This is a genomic window from Brevibacterium sp. UBA7493 (assembly GCF_002479565.1).
Taxonomy (GTDB): domain Bacteria; phylum Actinomycetota; class Actinomycetes; order Actinomycetales; family Brevibacteriaceae; genus Brevibacterium; species Brevibacterium luteolum.
The window spans coordinates 232,194-247,921 of record NZ_DLOD01000003.1; the positions used below are offsets into that span (position 1 = coordinate 232,194).

At 66.3% G+C, this 15,728-nt stretch carries 11 protein-coding genes and 1 pseudogene; 1 reads left to right on the forward strand and 11 read right to left on the reverse strand.

Annotated features, from left to right (window positions below; genetic code table 11):
- Window positions 1-9: 9 nt before the first annotated feature.
- The 10 genes from secG to B4E96_RS02460 all read right to left on the reverse strand — a co-directional run bounded on the left by secG (window position 10) and on the right by B4E96_RS02460 (window position 13,873).
- Window positions 10-258 carry a preprotein translocase subunit SecG gene (secG, locus tag B4E96_RS02415; RefSeq protein ID WP_243743525.1) on the reverse strand — a complete coding sequence of 83 codons (249 nt, stop codon included), beginning with the start codon at window positions 256-258 and terminating at the stop codon, window positions 10-12.
- A 47-nt stretch (window positions 259-305) separates the two neighbouring features.
- A complete protein-coding gene (tpiA, locus tag B4E96_RS02420; protein ID WP_286956273.1) occupies window positions 306-1,094 on the reverse strand; it encodes a triose-phosphate isomerase in 789 nt (262 codons plus the stop codon).
- A gap of 10 nt (window positions 1,095-1,104) precedes the next feature.
- Window positions 1,105-2,328 (reverse strand): phosphoglycerate kinase, encoded by a 1,224-nt coding sequence (locus tag B4E96_RS02425; protein WP_286956275.1) that lies wholly within the window; start codon window positions 2,326-2,328, stop codon window positions 1,105-1,107.
- A 75-nt stretch (window positions 2,329-2,403) separates the two neighbouring features.
- A complete protein-coding gene (gene gap, locus B4E96_RS02430; protein WP_102160224.1) occupies window positions 2,404-3,408 on the reverse strand; it encodes a type I glyceraldehyde-3-phosphate dehydrogenase in 1,005 nt (334 codons plus the stop codon).
- Between the two features lie 108 nt (window positions 3,409-3,516).
- Window positions 3,517-4,500, reverse strand: a complete 984-nt coding sequence (whiA, locus tag B4E96_RS02435) for a DNA-binding protein WhiA (RefSeq protein WP_165882893.1) — start codon at window positions 4,498-4,500, stop codon at window positions 3,517-3,519.
- Between the two features lie 32 nt (window positions 4,501-4,532).
- The gene (locus B4E96_RS02440; protein ID WP_165884768.1) at window positions 4,533-5,516 is read right to left on the reverse strand and encodes a gluconeogenesis factor YvcK family protein; all 984 of its coding nucleotides are present in this window, start codon (window positions 5,514-5,516) and stop codon (window positions 4,533-4,535) included.
- Between the two features lie 90 nt (window positions 5,517-5,606).
- Window positions 5,607-6,512 (reverse strand): RNase adapter RapZ, encoded by a 906-nt coding sequence (gene rapZ, locus B4E96_RS02445; RefSeq protein ID WP_102160229.1) that lies wholly within the window; start codon window positions 6,510-6,512, stop codon window positions 5,607-5,609.
- Window positions 6,505-8,421, reverse strand: a complete 1,917-nt coding sequence (uvrC, locus tag B4E96_RS02450; protein WP_102160231.1) for an excinuclease ABC subunit UvrC — start codon at window positions 8,419-8,421, stop codon at window positions 6,505-6,507. Before uvrC ends, rapZ begins: the two co-directional genes overlap by 8 nt.
- Before the next feature lie 2 nt (window positions 8,422-8,423).
- Window positions 8,424-11,336 carry an excinuclease ABC subunit UvrA gene (uvrA, locus tag B4E96_RS02455; protein WP_170274145.1) on the reverse strand — a complete coding sequence of 971 codons (2,913 nt, stop codon included), beginning with the start codon at window positions 11,334-11,336 and terminating at the stop codon, window positions 8,424-8,426.
- A gap of 8 nt (window positions 11,337-11,344) precedes the next feature.
- Window positions 11,345-13,873: a DEAD/DEAH box helicase gene (locus tag B4E96_RS02460; RefSeq protein ID WP_286956276.1), complete on the reverse strand. Its 2,529-nt coding sequence runs from the start codon at window positions 13,871-13,873 to the stop codon at window positions 11,345-11,347.
- 104 nt (window positions 13,874-13,977) lie between these two features.
- Between B4E96_RS02460 and B4E96_RS02465 the strand changes: the two genes are divergently transcribed.
- On the forward strand, window positions 13,978-14,265 hold the full coding sequence (locus B4E96_RS02465; RefSeq protein ID WP_102160237.1) for a YciI family protein: 288 nt from the start codon (window positions 13,978-13,980) through the stop codon (window positions 14,263-14,265).
- 424 nt (window positions 14,266-14,689) lie between these two features.
- Here the strand turns inward: B4E96_RS02465 and B4E96_RS02470 are convergent.
- Window positions 14,690-15,625 (reverse strand): annotated as a pseudogene (locus B4E96_RS02470) (TerC family protein); the annotation flags it as partial.
- Window positions 15,626-15,728 lie beyond the last annotated feature (103 nt).

Consider the following 15,728-nt stretch of genomic DNA (forward strand, 5'->3'; position numbering starts at 1 on the left):
GTCTTGTCCTCAGCCCTGGAAGCGGACCATGAGTCCGAGCAGCACGATCGAAGACACCCACACGATGGCCACGAGCGTGGTGAAGCGGTTGAGGTTGCGCTCAGCGACACCTGACGATCCGAGGTTCGAGCTCATGCCGCCGCCGAACATGTCCGACATGCCGCCGCCCTTGCCCTTGTGCAGGAGGATGAGCAGGGTGAGGAACACGCTGGTGAGCACAAGAATGCTCGTCAACGTCCAGGTGAGGATGGAGTCCACAGTTGTCTGCCTTTGCGTACGTTGAGGAAAAGATGCTGTCAGAGAGTCTACTGCGAGGAAGCCGCGTGGCACAAAGAGGCGAAGCTCTCCGGGTCGAGGCTCGCTCCGCCGACGAGTGCGCCGTCGACATCGTCATGGGCGACGATCTCAGCGACGTTCTCCGTCTTGACACTGCCGCCGTAGAGCAGCCGGACAGTGCCGGCGAATCCGGCATTGTAGAGCTCTTCGAGCCGGGAGCGGATCGCGGAGCACATCTCGGCAGCGTCACCGGCGGTGGCCGTCTCCCCAGTGCCGATCGCCCACACAGGCTCGTAGGCGATGACGAGACCGGCGAGCTCATCTGCGCTCAGCCCGTCGAGAGCCTTCTCGACCTGGCCGAGGGTGAACTGAACGTGCTCGCCGGCCTGACGGGTCTCCAGAGACTCGCCGACGCACAGGATCGGGGTGAGCTCGTGCCGCAGCGCTGCGCGCAGCTTCGAGGCGACGACCTCATCGGTTTCGCTGTGGTAGGCCCGGCGCTCGCTGTGCCCGACGATGACGTACGTGCAGCGCAACCGGTTGAGGAACGCCCCGGACACCTCACCGGTGTAGGCGCCTTCATCGTGGGCTGAGAGATCCTGCCCGCCGTAGGCGATCGGCAGCTTGTCGCCCTGGATAAGTGTCTGCACCGACCGGATGTCGGTGAACGGCGGCAGCACCGCCACCTCGGCCTTCTCGATGTCGACGCGGTGGTCCTTGAGCGACCAGGCGAGCTTCTGCACCGTGGAGATCGCCTGCAGGTGGTCGAGGTTCATCTTCCAGTTCCCGGCCAGCAGCAGGGTGCGAGTCGTGCTCATCGTTCCTCTTTCAATCGGCGAGTACGTCAAGGCCGGGCAGCATCTTGCCTTCGAGGTACTCGAGGCTGGCGCCGCCACCGGTGGAGATGTGGCCGAACTGGTCGTCGGCGAAGCCGAGGCTACGCACTGCGGCTGCGGAGTCGCCACCGCCGACGACGGTGAGCCGGCCCTCGGCCTGTCCGCCGTGCTCGTCGGTCAGGGCTTCGGCGACTGCCCGGGTGCCGGCTGCGAAGGCAGGGAACTCGAAGACGCCCATCGGGCCGTTCCAGAACACGGTCTTGGCTGCCGCGATCCGCTCAGCGTAGGTCCGTGCGGTCTCCGGTCCGATGTCGAGGCCGATGCCGTCGGCTCCGGCCGGGGTGGATTCGAGGGCATCGCTGCTGACGGTCCAGTGCTCGGCATCGGCGGCGAAGGAGGAGGCCATGACGATGTCGGTGGGCAGCAGGATCTCGACGCCGCGCTCCTCGGCAGCGGCGAGGTAGCCCTTGACAGTGTCGAGCTGGTCTTCCTCAAGCAGGCTGGAGCCGATGGCGTGTCCCTGGGCCTTGAGGAAGGTGAAGAGCATTCCGCCGCCGATGATGAGGGTGTCGGCGCGCTCGAGCAGGCTGGCGATGACGCCGAGCTTGTCGGAGACCTTCGATCCGCCGAGCACGACGACGTAGGGGCGGGCCGGATCGTGCAGGAGCCGGTCGCACACCTCGACTTCGGCGGCGACGAGACCACCGGCCATGTGCGGCAGACGCTGGGCGATGTCGTAGACGCTGGCCTGCTTGCGGTGCACGACACCGAAGCCGTCGGAGACATAGACGTCGGCGAGAGCTGCGAGCTCATCGGCGAATGCGCCACGCTCGGCATCGTCCTTGGAGGTCTCGCCGGCGTTGAATCGGAGGTTCTCCAGCAGCAGGATCTGGCCGTCTTCCAGTGCGGCAGCCTTGGTCTTGGCGTCCTCACCGACGGTGTCGGAGGCGAACTGCACCTCGCGGCCGACGGCTTCGGACAGGGCGGCGACGACAGGCTTGAGCGAGTACTTCTCCTCAGGGGTGCCCTTCGGGCGGCCGAGGTGGGCCATGACGATGACCTTGGCGCCGGCTTCGGCGAGGCTGCGCAGCGTCGGTGCTGAGGCGACGATGCGGCCGGTGTCGGTGATCGTCGTGCCGTCCATCGGGACGTTGAGGTCGCTGCGGACGAGCACCCGCTTGCCGGCCAGCTCGGCCGGCTGCTCCAGTTTCTTCACTGTCGTACCTTTCCTATGACTGTGCCCCGCCCGGCGGTCGCTGAGCCGCCGGGCGAGGCGCGATGCTGGTGTGGTTCAGAGGGTCTTGCCGACGAACTCGACCATCTCGAACAGACGCTGGGAGTAGCCCCACTCGTTGTCGTACCAGGACACGACCTTGACCTGGTTGCCGACAACGCGGGTGAGCTCGGCGTCGAAGATCGAGGAGTACTCGCTCATGACGATGTCCGAGGACACGATCGGGTCTTCGGTGTAGCCGAGGATGCCCTTGAGGTCGCCTTCGGAGGCCTTCTTGACCGCGGCGTTGACCTCTTCCGCGGTCACCTGCTTCTTCGGGTTGAAGGTCAGGTCGACGAGCGAACCGGTGGGCACCGGCACGCGCACGGCGAATCCGTCGAGGCGGCCCTTGAGCTGCGGCAGCACCTCGGCGACGGCCTTGGCGGCGCCGGTGGTCGTCGGCACGATGTTGATCGCGGCCGCACGCGCCCGGCGCAGGTCCTTGTGGTTGGCGTCGACGAGGTTCTGGTCACCGGTGTAGGCGTGCACCGTCGTCATGAGGCCGGCCTCGATGCCGAAGGCGTCGTCGAGGACCATCGCCAGCGGTGCCAGGCAGTTCGTCGTGCACGAGGCGTTGGAGATGATGTGCTGGTTCTGCGGGTCGTAGGTGCTGTCGTTGACGCCCATGACGAACGAGCCGTCAATGCCCTTGCCGGGTGCCGAGAGGATGACCTTCTTGGCACCGGATTCGAGGTGGGCTGCGGCGGCTTCGCGGGTGCGGAACTTGCCGGTGGCCTCGACGACGACATCGACTCCGAGGTCTCCCCAGTTGATGTCGTGCGGGTCCTTCTCCGCCGAGGCGTGGATGCGGTCTCCGTCGACGGTGAGCGATTCGTCGTCGTATTCGACGGTGCCGGGGAACTTCCGCCACACGGAGTCGTAGCGCAGCATGTGGGCGAGGTGCTTGTTGTCGGTCAGATCGTTGATGGCAACGATCTCGACATCGGTGTCGACTTCGTATGCTTGGCGCAGGAACGAGCGGCCGATTCGGCCGAAGCCGTTGATGCCTACACGAATGGACATTCCGATTCCTCCTGGGGTTCGGCGAGTGTTCCGGTATTCATCCTAGTCACGCTTCATGCGCCTCTGCAGGCTCAGCGGGGCGTGGATGTGAAGTTCACATGAACTGTGTCAGGCATCCTCAAGCATGTCCGGCGTCAGGCTCGATTCGGTGTTGGGCACGCCGAGCTCATCAGCCTTCTTATCGGCGGTGGCGAGCAGTCGGCGGATCCGCCCGGCGATCGCGTCCTTGGTCATCGGCGGGTCGGCCTGCTGGCCGAGCTCCTCCAGCGACGCCTGCTTGTGCTTGAGCCGCAGCTCGCCGGCGTACTTGAGGTGCTCGGGAATCTCGTCGCCGAGGATCTGGAAGGCACGTTCGACGCGTGCGCCCGAGGCGACCGCCGCTCGGGCCGACCGGCGCAGGTTGGCGTCGTCGAAGTTCGCCAGCCGGTTGGCGGTGGCGCGCACTTCCCGGCGCATCCGCCGCTCCTCCCACACCAGGCGGGTGGCCTCGGCACCCATGTTCGTCAGCAGGTCGCCGATCGCCTCGCCATCGCGGATGACGACCCGGTCGACCCCGCGCACCTCGCGGGCCTTGGCGGAGATGCCGAGGCGGCGGGCCGAACCGACGAGCGCGAGTGCCGCCTCGGGTCCGGGGCAGGTGATCTCCAGAGCTGCCGAACGTCCTGGTTCGGTCAGGGATCCGTGGGCGAGGAACGCGCCGCGCCAGGCGGCCTGCGCATCGGCCAGCGAGCCGTTGACGATCGCCGAGGGCAGTCCGCGCACCGGGCGCAGGCGCCCGTCGATGAGCCCGGTCTGGCGGGCCAGGGCGGCTCCGTCGTTGGCGACGCGGACGAGGTAGCGGCTGCCGCGCCGGATGCCGGAGGCGCCGATGACGACGACGTCGGCGGTGTGGCCGAAGAGCGACTTGATCTCTGCGCGCAGACGGCGGGCGACGATGTTGGTGTCGACCTCAGCTTCGATGACGATGGAGCCGGCGACGAGGTGCAGGGCGTTGGTGAAGCGCAGGATCGCCGACACCTCGGCCTTGCGGGCCGAGATGCGGGTGATGGCCACCCGCGCGAGCTCATCCTTGACCTGTGCTGTCAGTGCCATTGCGTCGAGTCCTTTCGATTGTCCACCGCTGCTCACCACTGTTCGTCGACGGTGATGCCAGCGTCAAGCAGCACGTCGCGATAGCAGGCGGCGAGCTTGAGGCTGTCGTGCTGGCTCTGCTTGCGTCCGCGCAGCGACCGGGTCCACAGCCGCGCCGCGAAGAGGCGCTGTGCTTTGGCTTCGAGTTCCGGTTCGGCCCGGGCGGCGTCCTCGTCGACGAGAACATAGTCGAAGCGCAGCCGCGGGGCGTGCGAGTGCAGTGATTCGAGGTGATCGCACAGGCTCAGATCGCGGGTCTCGGCCTTCGCACCGGGCAGGTTGAGGGTCAGGGTGCGCAGTGCATCTGAGGCGAAGATCGCCTCAGCGAGATCCGGGACGAGCAGGTGGGGCATGACGGAGGTGTACCAGGAGCCGGGACCGAGGTTGAGGATCTCGGCTGCCCGCACGGCGTCGATCGTCTCTGCGCGGGCGGGCGGGTTGTGCGGCACGAGCCGCACTTCGCGCAGGTGCCCGTCCGTTGCCGCCAGGGCCGACTGACCCTGCACCACCTCGGGCGCGGCATCGGGGGCGAACTGGACGTCGCCTTCGATACGCAGCGGCAGCGACGACATCGGCAGCACGCGGCCGTGGGCGCGCAGCAGGCGCGCCATCCAGTCGAGGCCTTCGACGTGGTCTCCGAGGAGCTGCCAGAGAGCGGAGATGAGGAGGTTGCCGACCGAGTGGTCGTGCAGCGGGCCGTCGGAGGAGAACCGGCTCTGGATGACATCGCGCCACACCCGGCCCCATTCGCCGTCGTCGCACAGCGCGGCCAGTGCCATGCGCAGGTCACCGGGCGGCAGGCCGCCGAGCTCTTGGCGCAGGCGACCGGACGAACCGCCGTCGTCGGCCACGGTGACGACGGCGGTGAGGTTCTCCGTCAGCAGCCGGAAAGCGCGCAGCGCAGCGTAGAGCCCGTGGCCGCCGCCGAAGGAGACGACCTGTGGGCCGCCGGTGCTGCGCCGCTGGCGCGCGGCCATGACGAACGGCAGCTCTTCGGTGTGGAGGCGGTGGGCGCTGGGGCTGTAGCTGCTCGGGTCGGGACGTGAGAATCCTATGTGCTGACTCATCTACTCGCGTCCCAGGTCGCGGTGGCGCACGGTCACCGATGCGGTCGTGCGCTCGGCCAGCCGGCGGCCGAGTTCCTCGCTCATGGCCACGGAGCGGTGCTTGCCGCCGGTGCAGCCGAGGGCGATCGTCATATGCGATCGATTCTCGTGTTCATAGCCTTCGATGACGACGTCGAGCGCGCCGAGGTAGCGGTCGACGAAGGCGAGGGCGCCGTTCTGCGAGAGCACGTAGTCGCGCACAGGTGCGTCGGTGCCGTTCTGGCCGCGCAGCTGCGGAATCCAGTAGGGGTTGGGCAGGAAGCGAACGTCGGCCATGAAATCGGCGTCGACGGGCACGCCGTATTTGAATCCGAAGCTCTGCACGGTGATCCGCAGCTGGTTGCTGTCGCTGCCGCTGAGCAGGGAGTGGACGTTGGCACGCAGCTGGTGGACGTTGAGGTCGCTGGTGTCGATGAGGATGTCTGACTGGTCGCGCAGCGGGGCGAGGGCCTTGCGCTCTTCGGTGATGCCGTCGATGAGGGTGCCCTCGCCCTGCAGCGGGTGGGGGCGGCGGACGGATTCGAAGCGGCGCACGAGGGCGTCGTCGTTGGCGTCGAGGAACAGCACCTTGATGTTGAGGCCCTGCGAGCGGTAGGCGCTGAGCGTCTGGTTGAGCTCGGAGAACATCTGGCGGGTGCGCACATTGGTGACGACGGCGACCTTCGGCAGCGATCCGTCGGCGCGGGCGACGAGTTCGACCAGCGGCGGGATCATCTGCAGCGGCAGGTTGTCGACGACATACCAGTCCATGTCCTCAAGGGCGTTGGCCGCCGTCGAACGGCCGGCTCCGGACATTCCGGTCAGCAGCAGCACCTCGACGTCGTCGCCGGTGCCCTCGATGGCAACCGGTGATGAGGCGTCAGTCATCGGCAGTCCCTTCTGCAGTGGTCTCATCTGCCTCAACAGTATCGGATTCTACTTCCGGGCTCAGTGTCCGGTGGATCTTCTCCGCCAGGGCAGGACCGATGCCTGGGGCAGCGGTGAGATCGTCGACCGCGGCGGCCCGGATCCGCTTAACGGAGCCGAAGTGCTTAAGCAGCGCCTTCTGCTTGGCCGCCCCGAGCCCGGGGATGCCGTCGAGGGCCGATGAGCGCTGGGCTCGGGTGCGCTTCTGCTGGTGGTAGCGGATGGCGAAGCGGTGGGCCTCGTCGCGGATGCGCTGGAGCATGAAGAGGCCCTCCGAGCCACGCGGGAGGATGACCGGGAACTCATCACCGGGCACCCACACCTCTTCGAGTCGCTTCGCCAGGCCGACGACGGAGATGTCGGTGATGCCGAGATCATTCAGCGCCTGCACGGCGGCGTTGACCTGCGGCAGCGCACCGTCGACGACGAGCAGGCTGGGCCGGTAGCCGAATCGCTCGTCGGGTTCGTCCTCGACGAGGCTCTCGAGGTAGCGGGAGAAGCGCCGGGAGACGACGTCGTACATCGCCGAGGTGTCGTCCCGCGCGGCATCACCGCTGATGGAGAACCGACGGTAGTCGCGTTTCTTGGCCAGGCCGTCTTCGAATACGACGAGCGAGCCGACGACGTTCTGACCCGACATGTGGGAGTTGTCGATGCATTCGATGCGCAGCGGCGGCTCCGGCAGGTTCAGCGCCTGCTGGATCTCGCTCAGCGCTTCGCTGCGGGTGGTGAGGTCGGAGGCACGCTGCATCTTGTGCCGCATGAGCGCCTGCTCGGCGTTCTTGTGCACGGTGTCGAGCACAGCTTTCTTCTCCCCGCGCTGCGGGACCCGCAGTTCGACTTTCGTTCCGCGCTGCTCGCTCAGCCAGGTCGTGGCGAGCTCGACGTCGCTGGGCAGGGTGTCGAGCAGGATCTCCTTGGGGATCGCGTCGGCATCCATGCCGCTGTAAGCCTGTCGCAGGTAGTCGAGTGTCAGCTCCGCAGGCGTGAGGTCCTGGAGGCGTTCGATGATCCAGCCGCGCTGGCCGCGGATGCGGCCGCCGCGCACATGGAACACCTGCACCGAGGCCTCCAGCTCCTCGACGACCATGGAGAAGACGTCGACGTCGACATTCTGCGACAGCACCACGGCGCTCTTGTCGAGGACCTTCTCAAGCGCCTGGATCTCGTCACGCAGCTCGGCAGCGCGCTCGTAGTCGAGGTTCTGTGCGGCGTCGGCCATCTCGCGCTGTCGGCTGGAGATGAACTGACCGGTGTTGCCCCGCATGAAGTCGGCGATGTTGCGGGCCAGCTGCCTGTGCTCCTCCGGTGTCACCCGGCCGACGCAGGGGGCGGCGCATTTGTCGATGTAGCCGAGCAGGCAGGGTCGGTCGGTCTGCCGGGCACGGCGGAACACTCCGGCGGTGCAGGTGCGCACCGGCCAGGCTTTGAGCAGCAGGTCGAGGGTCTCCTTGATCGCCCACACCTGGGTGAAGGGACCGAAGTAGGTGACGCCCTTCTTGCGGCTGCCGCGGGTGACGAAGGCGCGCGGGTATTCGTCCTGCATCGTGATCGCCAGGTACGGATACGACTTGTCGTCGCGGAACATGACGTTGAATCGCGGGCGGAACTCCCGGATCCACGTCCATTCCAGCTGCAACGCCTCGACTTCGTTGTTGACGACGGTCCAGTCGACCGAGGCTGCGGTGTGGACCATCGTGAAGGTCCGCTGCATAAGCGCGGCTGGGTTGCCGAAGTACGAGTTGAGCCTGGCGCGTAGGTTCTTCGCCTTGCCGACGTAGATGACCCGCCGGTCGGCGTCGCGGAAGCGGTAGACGCCGGGCTGGGTGGGGATCTCACCTGTCGCCGGGCGGTACTTGCTCGGATCCACGGTTATGTCCGGTTAGCGAGCATCTCGGCCAGGAACTGCCCGGTGTAGGAGGACTCGATGGCCGCGACCTCTTCCGGTGTTCCCTCGGCGATGACAGTGCCGCCGCCGCGTCCGCCTTCGGGCCCCATGTCGACGATGTGGTCGGCTGAGGCGATGACGTCGAGGTTGTGCTCGATGACGATGACGGTGTTGCCCTTGTCGACGAGACCCTGCAGCACACCCAGAAGCTTGCGGATGTCCTCGAAGTGCAGGCCTGTGGTCGGTTCGTCGAGCACGTAGACGGTGCGGCCGCGCGAGCGTTTCTGCAGTTCGGCTGCGAGTTTGACGCGCTGGGCCTCACCGCCGGACAGCGTGGTGGCAGGCTGGCCGAGGCGCACGTAGCCCAGGCCGACTTCAACCAGGGTGTGCAGGTGCCGGGCGATGGCAGGGACCGCCGAGAAGAAGTCGGCGGCCTCCTCGATGGGCATGTCGAGCACATCGGCGATCGTCTTGCCCTTGAACTTCGCTTCGAGGGTCTCCCGGTTGTAGCGGGCACCGTGGCAGACCTCGCAGGGGACGTAGACATCGGGCAGGAAGTTCATCTCGATCTTGATGGTGCCGTCGCCGTGGCAGTTCTCGCAGCGTCCGCCCTTGACGTTGAAGGAGAACCGGCCGGGCTGGTAGCCACGGATGCGGGCGACTTCGGTTTCGGCGAAGAGCTTGCGCACGTGGTCGAACACGCCGGTGTAGGTGGCGGGGTTCGACCGCGGCGTGCGGCCGATGGGCGACTGGTCTACGTGGATGATCTTGTCGAGGTCTTCGTGACCGGTGATCCGCTTGTGGCGGCCGGGTACGCGGTTGGCGCCGTTGAGGTCGTTGGCCAGCTGCGTGTAGAAGATGTCGTTGACGAGCGTCGACTTGCCTGAACCGGACACTCCGGTCACGGCGGTGAAGACGCCGAGCGGCAGTGAGACGGTAACGTCCTTGAGGTTGTTCTCACGGGCGTGGTGGACGGTCACCATCTTCTTGCGGTCGACCGAGCGGCGCTGGGTCGGGATCTCGATCTGGCGCTGGCCGCTGAGGTAGGCACCGGTGATGGAGCGCTCGGCCTTCGTGAGGTCGGCGACGGGTCCGGAGTAGACGACCTCTCCCCCGTGTTCGCCGGCGCCGGGTCCGATGTCGACGATCCAGTTGGCGGCCTCGATCGTCTCCTCGTCGTGTTCGACGACGATGAGGGTGTTGCCGAGGTCGCGCAGTTTGAGCAGCGTTTCGATCAGCCGCCGGTTGTCGCGCTGATGCAATCCGATGGACGGTTCATCGAGGACGTAGAGCACGCCGACGAGTCCGGAGCCGATCTGGGTGGCCAGGCGAATGCGCTGCGCTTCCCCGCCGGAGAGTGTGCCGGCGGTGCGGTCGAGGCTGAGGTATTCGAGTCCGACGTCGAGGAGGAACCCGAGCCGGGCCCGGATCTCCTTCATCACCTGTGCCGCGATCGCCGCGTCACGGCCGCTGAGCTCGAGACCGGTGAGGAATTCGGCGGCCTGGTCGAGGGCCATGGTGGAGACGTCGGCGATCGACTTGCCTGCGATCTTGACGTGCAGCGCCTCGGGCTTGAGGCGGGTTCCGCCACAGGCGGCACACGGCACCTGGCGCATGTAGGACTCGTAGCGTTCCCGGGCGTGGTCGGATTCGGTCTCACCGTGCTTGCGCAGGATGTACTGGAAGACACCTTCGAAACCGGTCGAATAGGTCCGTTCGCGGCCGAACCGGTTCTTGTAGCGGACGTGGACCTGGTAGTCCTTGCCTTCGAGGATCGCCTTGCGGTGGGACTTCTTCAGGTCCTTCCACGAGGTGAACAGGTCGAAGCCGAGTTCATCGCCGAGGCCCTTGAGCAGCCGGTTGAAGTACTTCGCTGTCGTCTTGCCCTTCGACCACGGCGCGATCGCACCTTCACCCAGGGTGAGGTCCTCATCGGGCACGACGAGCGTCTCATCGACCTGCAGCTTCGTGCCGATGCCGTCGCAGACGGGGCAGGCGCCGAACGGTGAGTTGAAGGAGAAGGTGCGCGGTTCGATCTCATCGACGGTGAGCGGATGGTCGTTCGGGCACGACATGTTCTCCGAGAACGTCCGGGTGGTGCCCTCGTCGACGAGCTCGACATCGAGGCGCCCGCCGGCGGTTGCCAGCGCGGTCTCGACGGAGTCGGTGACGCGCTGGCGGATGCCGTCCTTGGCGACGAGCCGGTCGACGACGACGGAGATATCGTGCTTGTACTGCTTCTCCAGCTTCGGCGGATCGGTCAGCTGCACCTGCTCGCCGTCGACGACGGCGCGGGAGAAGCCCTTGGTCTGCAGGTCGGCGAACAGGTCGGCGAACTCGCCCTTGCGCCCGCGCACAAGCGGGGCGAGCACGATGAACTTCGTGCGCTCCGGCAGGGTCAGCAGCTGATCGACGATGTTCTGCGGTGTCTGCCGGGTGATCGGCTCACCGCATTCCGGGCAGTACGGGGTGCCGATGCGCGCCCACAGCAGGCGCAGGAAGTCATACACCTCGGTGATGGTGCCGACGGTCGAGCGCGGGTTCTTCGAGGTCGACTTCTGGTCGATCGACACCGCCGGTGAGAGGCCTTCGATGAAGTCGACGTCGGGCTTGTCCATCTGCCCGAGGAACATCCGCGCGTACGACGACAGCGATTCGACGTAGCGGCGCTGGCCCTCGGCGAAGATCGTGTCGAAGGCGAGGGAGGATTTTCCGGAGCCGGACAGCCCGGTGAAGACGACCATCGAGTCGCGCGGGATGGCGATCTCGACGTTCTTCAGGTTGTGTGCCCGGGCCCCTTTGACCCACAGCGTGTCGAGGTGCGATACGCCGCGGTCGGCCTCTGCATTCGCGGTCTGAGTAGTCACAGTGTGTACTTTAGTTCCCTTCACTGACATCGGTGATTTCAGCGCATCGGGCCGACGTCGAGGATCTCGACGACGACTTCGCCGGCGCTGTCGCTGGCGGCCACGTCGACGCGGGCGGTGATCGCCCAGTCGCGGTCGCCGTCGGGGTCGGCGAGGATCTGCCGGACTCTCCACTCCTCCTCGCCTTCGGTGATCTGCACATAGGCAGAACTCCGGGCGTCGCCATCGATGCGCAGATCGCCGTACTCCTCGTAGAAGTCCTCGATCGCGTTCTCCCACGCCTTGGCATCCCAGCCGGAGTCAGCGTCGAGTTCGCCGAGGTGGTCGTAGGCGGCGCGTTCGGCCAGCAGCACCCGGTGGAACATCGTATTGCGGATCAGCGAGGTGAACCGTCTGCGGTCGGAGCTGAGCGTCTGTGCGGCGGCCGGCAGCAGCGCCGGTTCGTCCTCGTCTCCCCCGCCCGCGGTGCGCAGGGCTTCCCATTCCTCGACGAGGCTGGAGTCGACGCGGGCGATGAGCTCGCCGAGCCAGTCGATGATCTCCTGCAGGCGCTCGTCGACGGCGTCGGCGGGCACGTTCTGCACGAGTGCCCGGTAGACGTCCATGAGGTAGCGCAGCAGTCCGCCTTCGACCCGGGCGAGCCGGTAGTAGGCGACGAACTGCGAGAAGTTCATCGACTGCTCGATCATGTCGGCGACGACCGCCTTGGGTTCGAGCCCGACCTCGCGCACCCAGGGCGAGGTCTCGGCATAGGCGTCGAAGGCGGTTTCGAGGATCTCGGCGTTGGGCTGCGGGTAGGTCAGCTCGTCGAGGATCGCCATCCGCTCGGTGTAGTCGACGCCGTCGGCCTTGAGCGCAGCGAGCTCCTCCTGTTTGATCCGGTCGAGCTGGCCCTTGAGGATCGTGAAGTGCACCGGGGTGGTCGCCTCGATGATCGAGAGCACGTTGAGCGCCCAGCCGTCGCCGTCGCGGTCGAACAGGTCGAGGGCGGCCAGCGCGAACGGCGAGAGCGGCTGGTTGAGTGCGAAGTGGGGGCCGAGGTCGCGCTGCAGGACGTAGCGCACCTCCGGTTCGCCGTCCGGTCCCGAGGCGTCGGTGACCTCCCGGCGGATGACGTCCGAGCGCAGCAGCGCGCGCCCGATCTTGAGCGCTTTGAGGTACAGGTCGATCTTCGCCGCGGCTGTCTCGTGGGTGGCGTCGATGAACCGGCGGATCGTGTGCACGCCGCTGCCGGGCCTGGAGAGCAGGTTGAGGATCGTGGCATGGTTGAGCTGCATGTGGGAGCGCAGCTCTTCGGGCTGGCCGGTCGTGAGCTGGTCGAAGGTCTCTTTGGACCAGCCGACGAATCCGGTCGGCGGCTGCTGCTTGCGGACCTTGCGCCGCTTCTTCGAATCGTCGCCGGCTTTGGCGAGGGCCTTCTGGTTCTCGATGACGTGTTCGGGGGCCTGCGCGACGACGTAGCCGACGGAGTCGTAGCCGGCCCGCCCGGCACGCCCGGCGATCTGCTGGAACTCGCGCACCGTCAGCCGGCGCATGCGCCGGCCGTCGAATTTCGCCAGCCCGGTCAGCAGCACAGTGCGGATGGGCACGTTGATGCCGACGCCGAGGGTGTCGGTGCCGGAGATGATGCGCAGCAGCCCGGCGCCGGCGAGCTGTTCGACGAGCCGGCGGTAGCGGGGCAGCATGCCGGCGTGGTGAACGCCGATGCCGTGGCTGAGCAGGCGCTTGAGGATCTGCCCGAACCCTTTGGAGAAGCGGAAGCCTTTGATCTCTGCGGCGATCGCCTCCCGCTCCTCACGTGAGCACAGGTTGGCGCTGACGATGTTGCCGGCCAGGGTCACGGCCTGGGCCTGGGCGAAGGAGACGATGTAGACCGGTGCACGGTCCTTGGAGATGAGCTGGCGCAGCGTTTCATGCAGCGGCTCCTCCGAGTACCTGTACTCCAGCGGCACCGGACGGGTCGCCGATGTCACGAGGGTGACGTCGCGGCCGGTGAGTTCGCTGAGGTCTGCGCTGATGTGGGACATGTCGCCGAGCGTGGCGGACATGAACACGAACTGGGTCTGCGGCATCTCCAGCAGCGGCACCTGCCAGGCCCAGCCGCGCTGCGGGTCGCCGAAGTAATGGAACTCGTCCATGACGACGAGTTCGACGTCGAGTTCGGCGCCTTCGCGCAGCGCCTGGTTGGCCAGGATCTCAGCGGTCGCGCAGATAATCGGGGCATCGGAGTTGACCGAGGAGTCACCGGTGATCATGCCGACGTTCTCGGCTCCCAGTGCGGCGGTGAGGTCGAAGAACTTCTCACTCACCAGTGCCTTGATCGGGGCGGTGTAGTAGGCGCAGCGGCCGGTGTTGAGGGCGGCGAAGAGCGAAGCGAGGGCGACCATCGACTTGCCGGAGCCGGTCGGTGTCGCGACGATCGTGTGGTCGCCGGTGAGGACGGAGAGGATGGCCTCTTCCTGTACCTCGTAAAGTTCGATTCCCTGCTCAGCGGCGTAATCGGAGAAGGCTGAGAACAGAGTGTCCGGGTCGGCGTGGTCACTCGGTATCTCAGGCAGCGTCGGCACGCATGTCTCCTCTGGGAGTGTGGGGAACGGTCTACCGTACACTCTAACCAGAGATCACCGCCGCCTTATTCCCGCACAGCGGGCCCGTCGAGCAAGGAGACCTGATGGCCGTCTTCGCAGTCCAGTACACCTACAGCTCTGATACCGAAACCCGGATGCAGACCCGCCCGCAGCACCGGACGTGGCTCTCCCGCCTGTTCGACGAGAAGGTGATCCTGGCTGCCGGCCCATTCGACGAGGAGCGTCCCGGTGCCCTGCTTCTCGTGCATGCCGAGTCGCAGGCGGCCGTCGAGGACGTCCTCACCCAGGATCCCTACGCCGAGGCGGGCGTCATCGAGGGTGTGGAGATCCGCCAGTGGACACCGGTCTTCGGACCGTGGGTGCAGGACTGATCCGTCCCGACACCTGAATGCCGCAGGGCCAGCCGGTTGATCCGGCTGGCCCTGCGGCTTTTCGTCTGCGGTCAGAACGGTGTCACCTTTGTGTTCCGGTGTCCTCGCCTGTCGCCTCGGTGCCTGCGGCGTGCGATCCGCCCGAGGCGGTGGTCTGCTCACCGTCGGAGGCCGGTGAGAGCGAGATCGGTTCGCCGTTGCCGGTGAGGCTCTCGCCGATGCCCGCCTCGGTCGTGGCCGGGGTGTGCGGCATCGTCGGGTCGGCGGAGACTGCTTCGGGCAGCACGGACTCGCCGGAGGTGCCGTTGTCCTCGCGGGCCGAACGGACCTCCTCGTAGACGCGGGCGGCATCGACGTGCTCGATGGTGCCGTCCTTGTGGCGCACGGTGTGCTCGACCGGGCCGAGCGGGATGCGCGACGGGTAGCGGCGCATGTGGATGAGCGAGGCGATGGTCGCCGTCAGCATCGCGGCACAGATGACGCCGAGCGACACCCAGGTGTTGACGTCCGGGACCATCGGCAGGAACGTCTCGTGTGCGGCGTGCATGATGAGCTTGACGCCGATGAACGCGAGGATCGCGGCGATGCCGTACTTGAGGTAGATGAGCCGGTCCATGAGACCACCGAGCAGGAAGTACAGCTGGCGCAGACCCATGAGCGCGAAGAGGTTCGCGGTGAAGACGATAAAGGGGCTGCGGGTGATGCCGAAGATCGCCGGAATCGAGTCGAGGGCGAACATCACGTCAGTGGTGCCGATGGCGAGGAACACGAGCAGCATCGGGGTGTAGAACTTCTTCCCATCGATGCGGGTCGTCAGCTTGTTGCCGTTGTAATCGTCGGTGATGTTGATGCGCTTGCGCAGCATCTTGATGAACTTGTTGTCCTCGTTGTCCTCGTCGTCGCCGCCGAAGGCCTGGTTCCATGCGGTCCACAGAAGGAAGGCGCCGAAGATGAAGAACACGCCGATGAACATCTCGATGATGATCGCGCCGGCGAGGATGAAGGCGCCGCGGAAGATCAGCGCGAGGATGATGCCGACCATCAGGACTTCCTGCTGGTACTTCGCCGGCACCTTGAACCGGGTCATGATGATGACGAAGACGAACAGATTGTCGATGCTGAGGCTGTACTCGGTCAGCCAGCCAGCGAGGAACTGGGCGCCGTGTTCTGAGTCGCCCATGAGGAACATGAGGCCGGCGAAGATGAGAGCCAAGGTGACGTAGAAGCCGACCCACAGGCTGGCCTCCTTCATGGAGGGCACGTGGGGGCGTTTGACGACGAGGAGGAGATCCACCAGCAGGATGAGGCAGAGCACTGACAGAGATGTGATCTCAAACCACAAGGGCAACGCAGAGTTCATAGCAGCCTTTCTTCAGAGTGTCGAAAGTCTCTCCCGCAGGCTGCGTGCGTGTACCTGCTCTCGTGCCCGGATCGCATGGGCGAACGTGATGACGAACACGAGA

Excerpts from the sequence above, each read along its gene's own strand:
- rapZ (WP_102160229.1), bottom strand. The coding sequence starts at position 6,512 with ATGACTGACGCCTCATCACCGGTTGCCATCGAGGGCACCGGCGACGAC.
- tpiA (WP_286956273.1), bottom strand. The coding sequence starts at position 1,094 with ATGAGCACGACTCGCACCCTGCTGCTGGCCGGGAACTGGAAGATGAAC.
- B4E96_RS02465 (WP_102160237.1), top strand. The coding sequence starts at position 13,978 with ATGGCCGTCTTCGCAGTCCAGTACACCTACAGCTCTGATACCGAAACC.
- uvrA (WP_170274145.1), bottom strand. The coding sequence starts at position 11,336 with ATGTCAGTGAAGGGAACTAAAGTACACACTGTGACTACTCAGACCGCG.
- whiA (WP_165882893.1), bottom strand. The coding sequence starts at position 4,500 with ATGGCACTGACAGCACAGGTCAAGGATGAGCTCGCGCGGGTGGCCATC.
- gap (WP_102160224.1), bottom strand. The coding sequence starts at position 3,408 with ATGTCCATTCGTGTAGGCATCAACGGCTTCGGCCGAATCGGCCGCTCG.
- B4E96_RS02440 (WP_165884768.1), bottom strand. The coding sequence starts at position 5,516 with ATGGCCGCGCGCCAGCGGCGCAGCACCGGCGGCCCACAGGTCGTCTCC.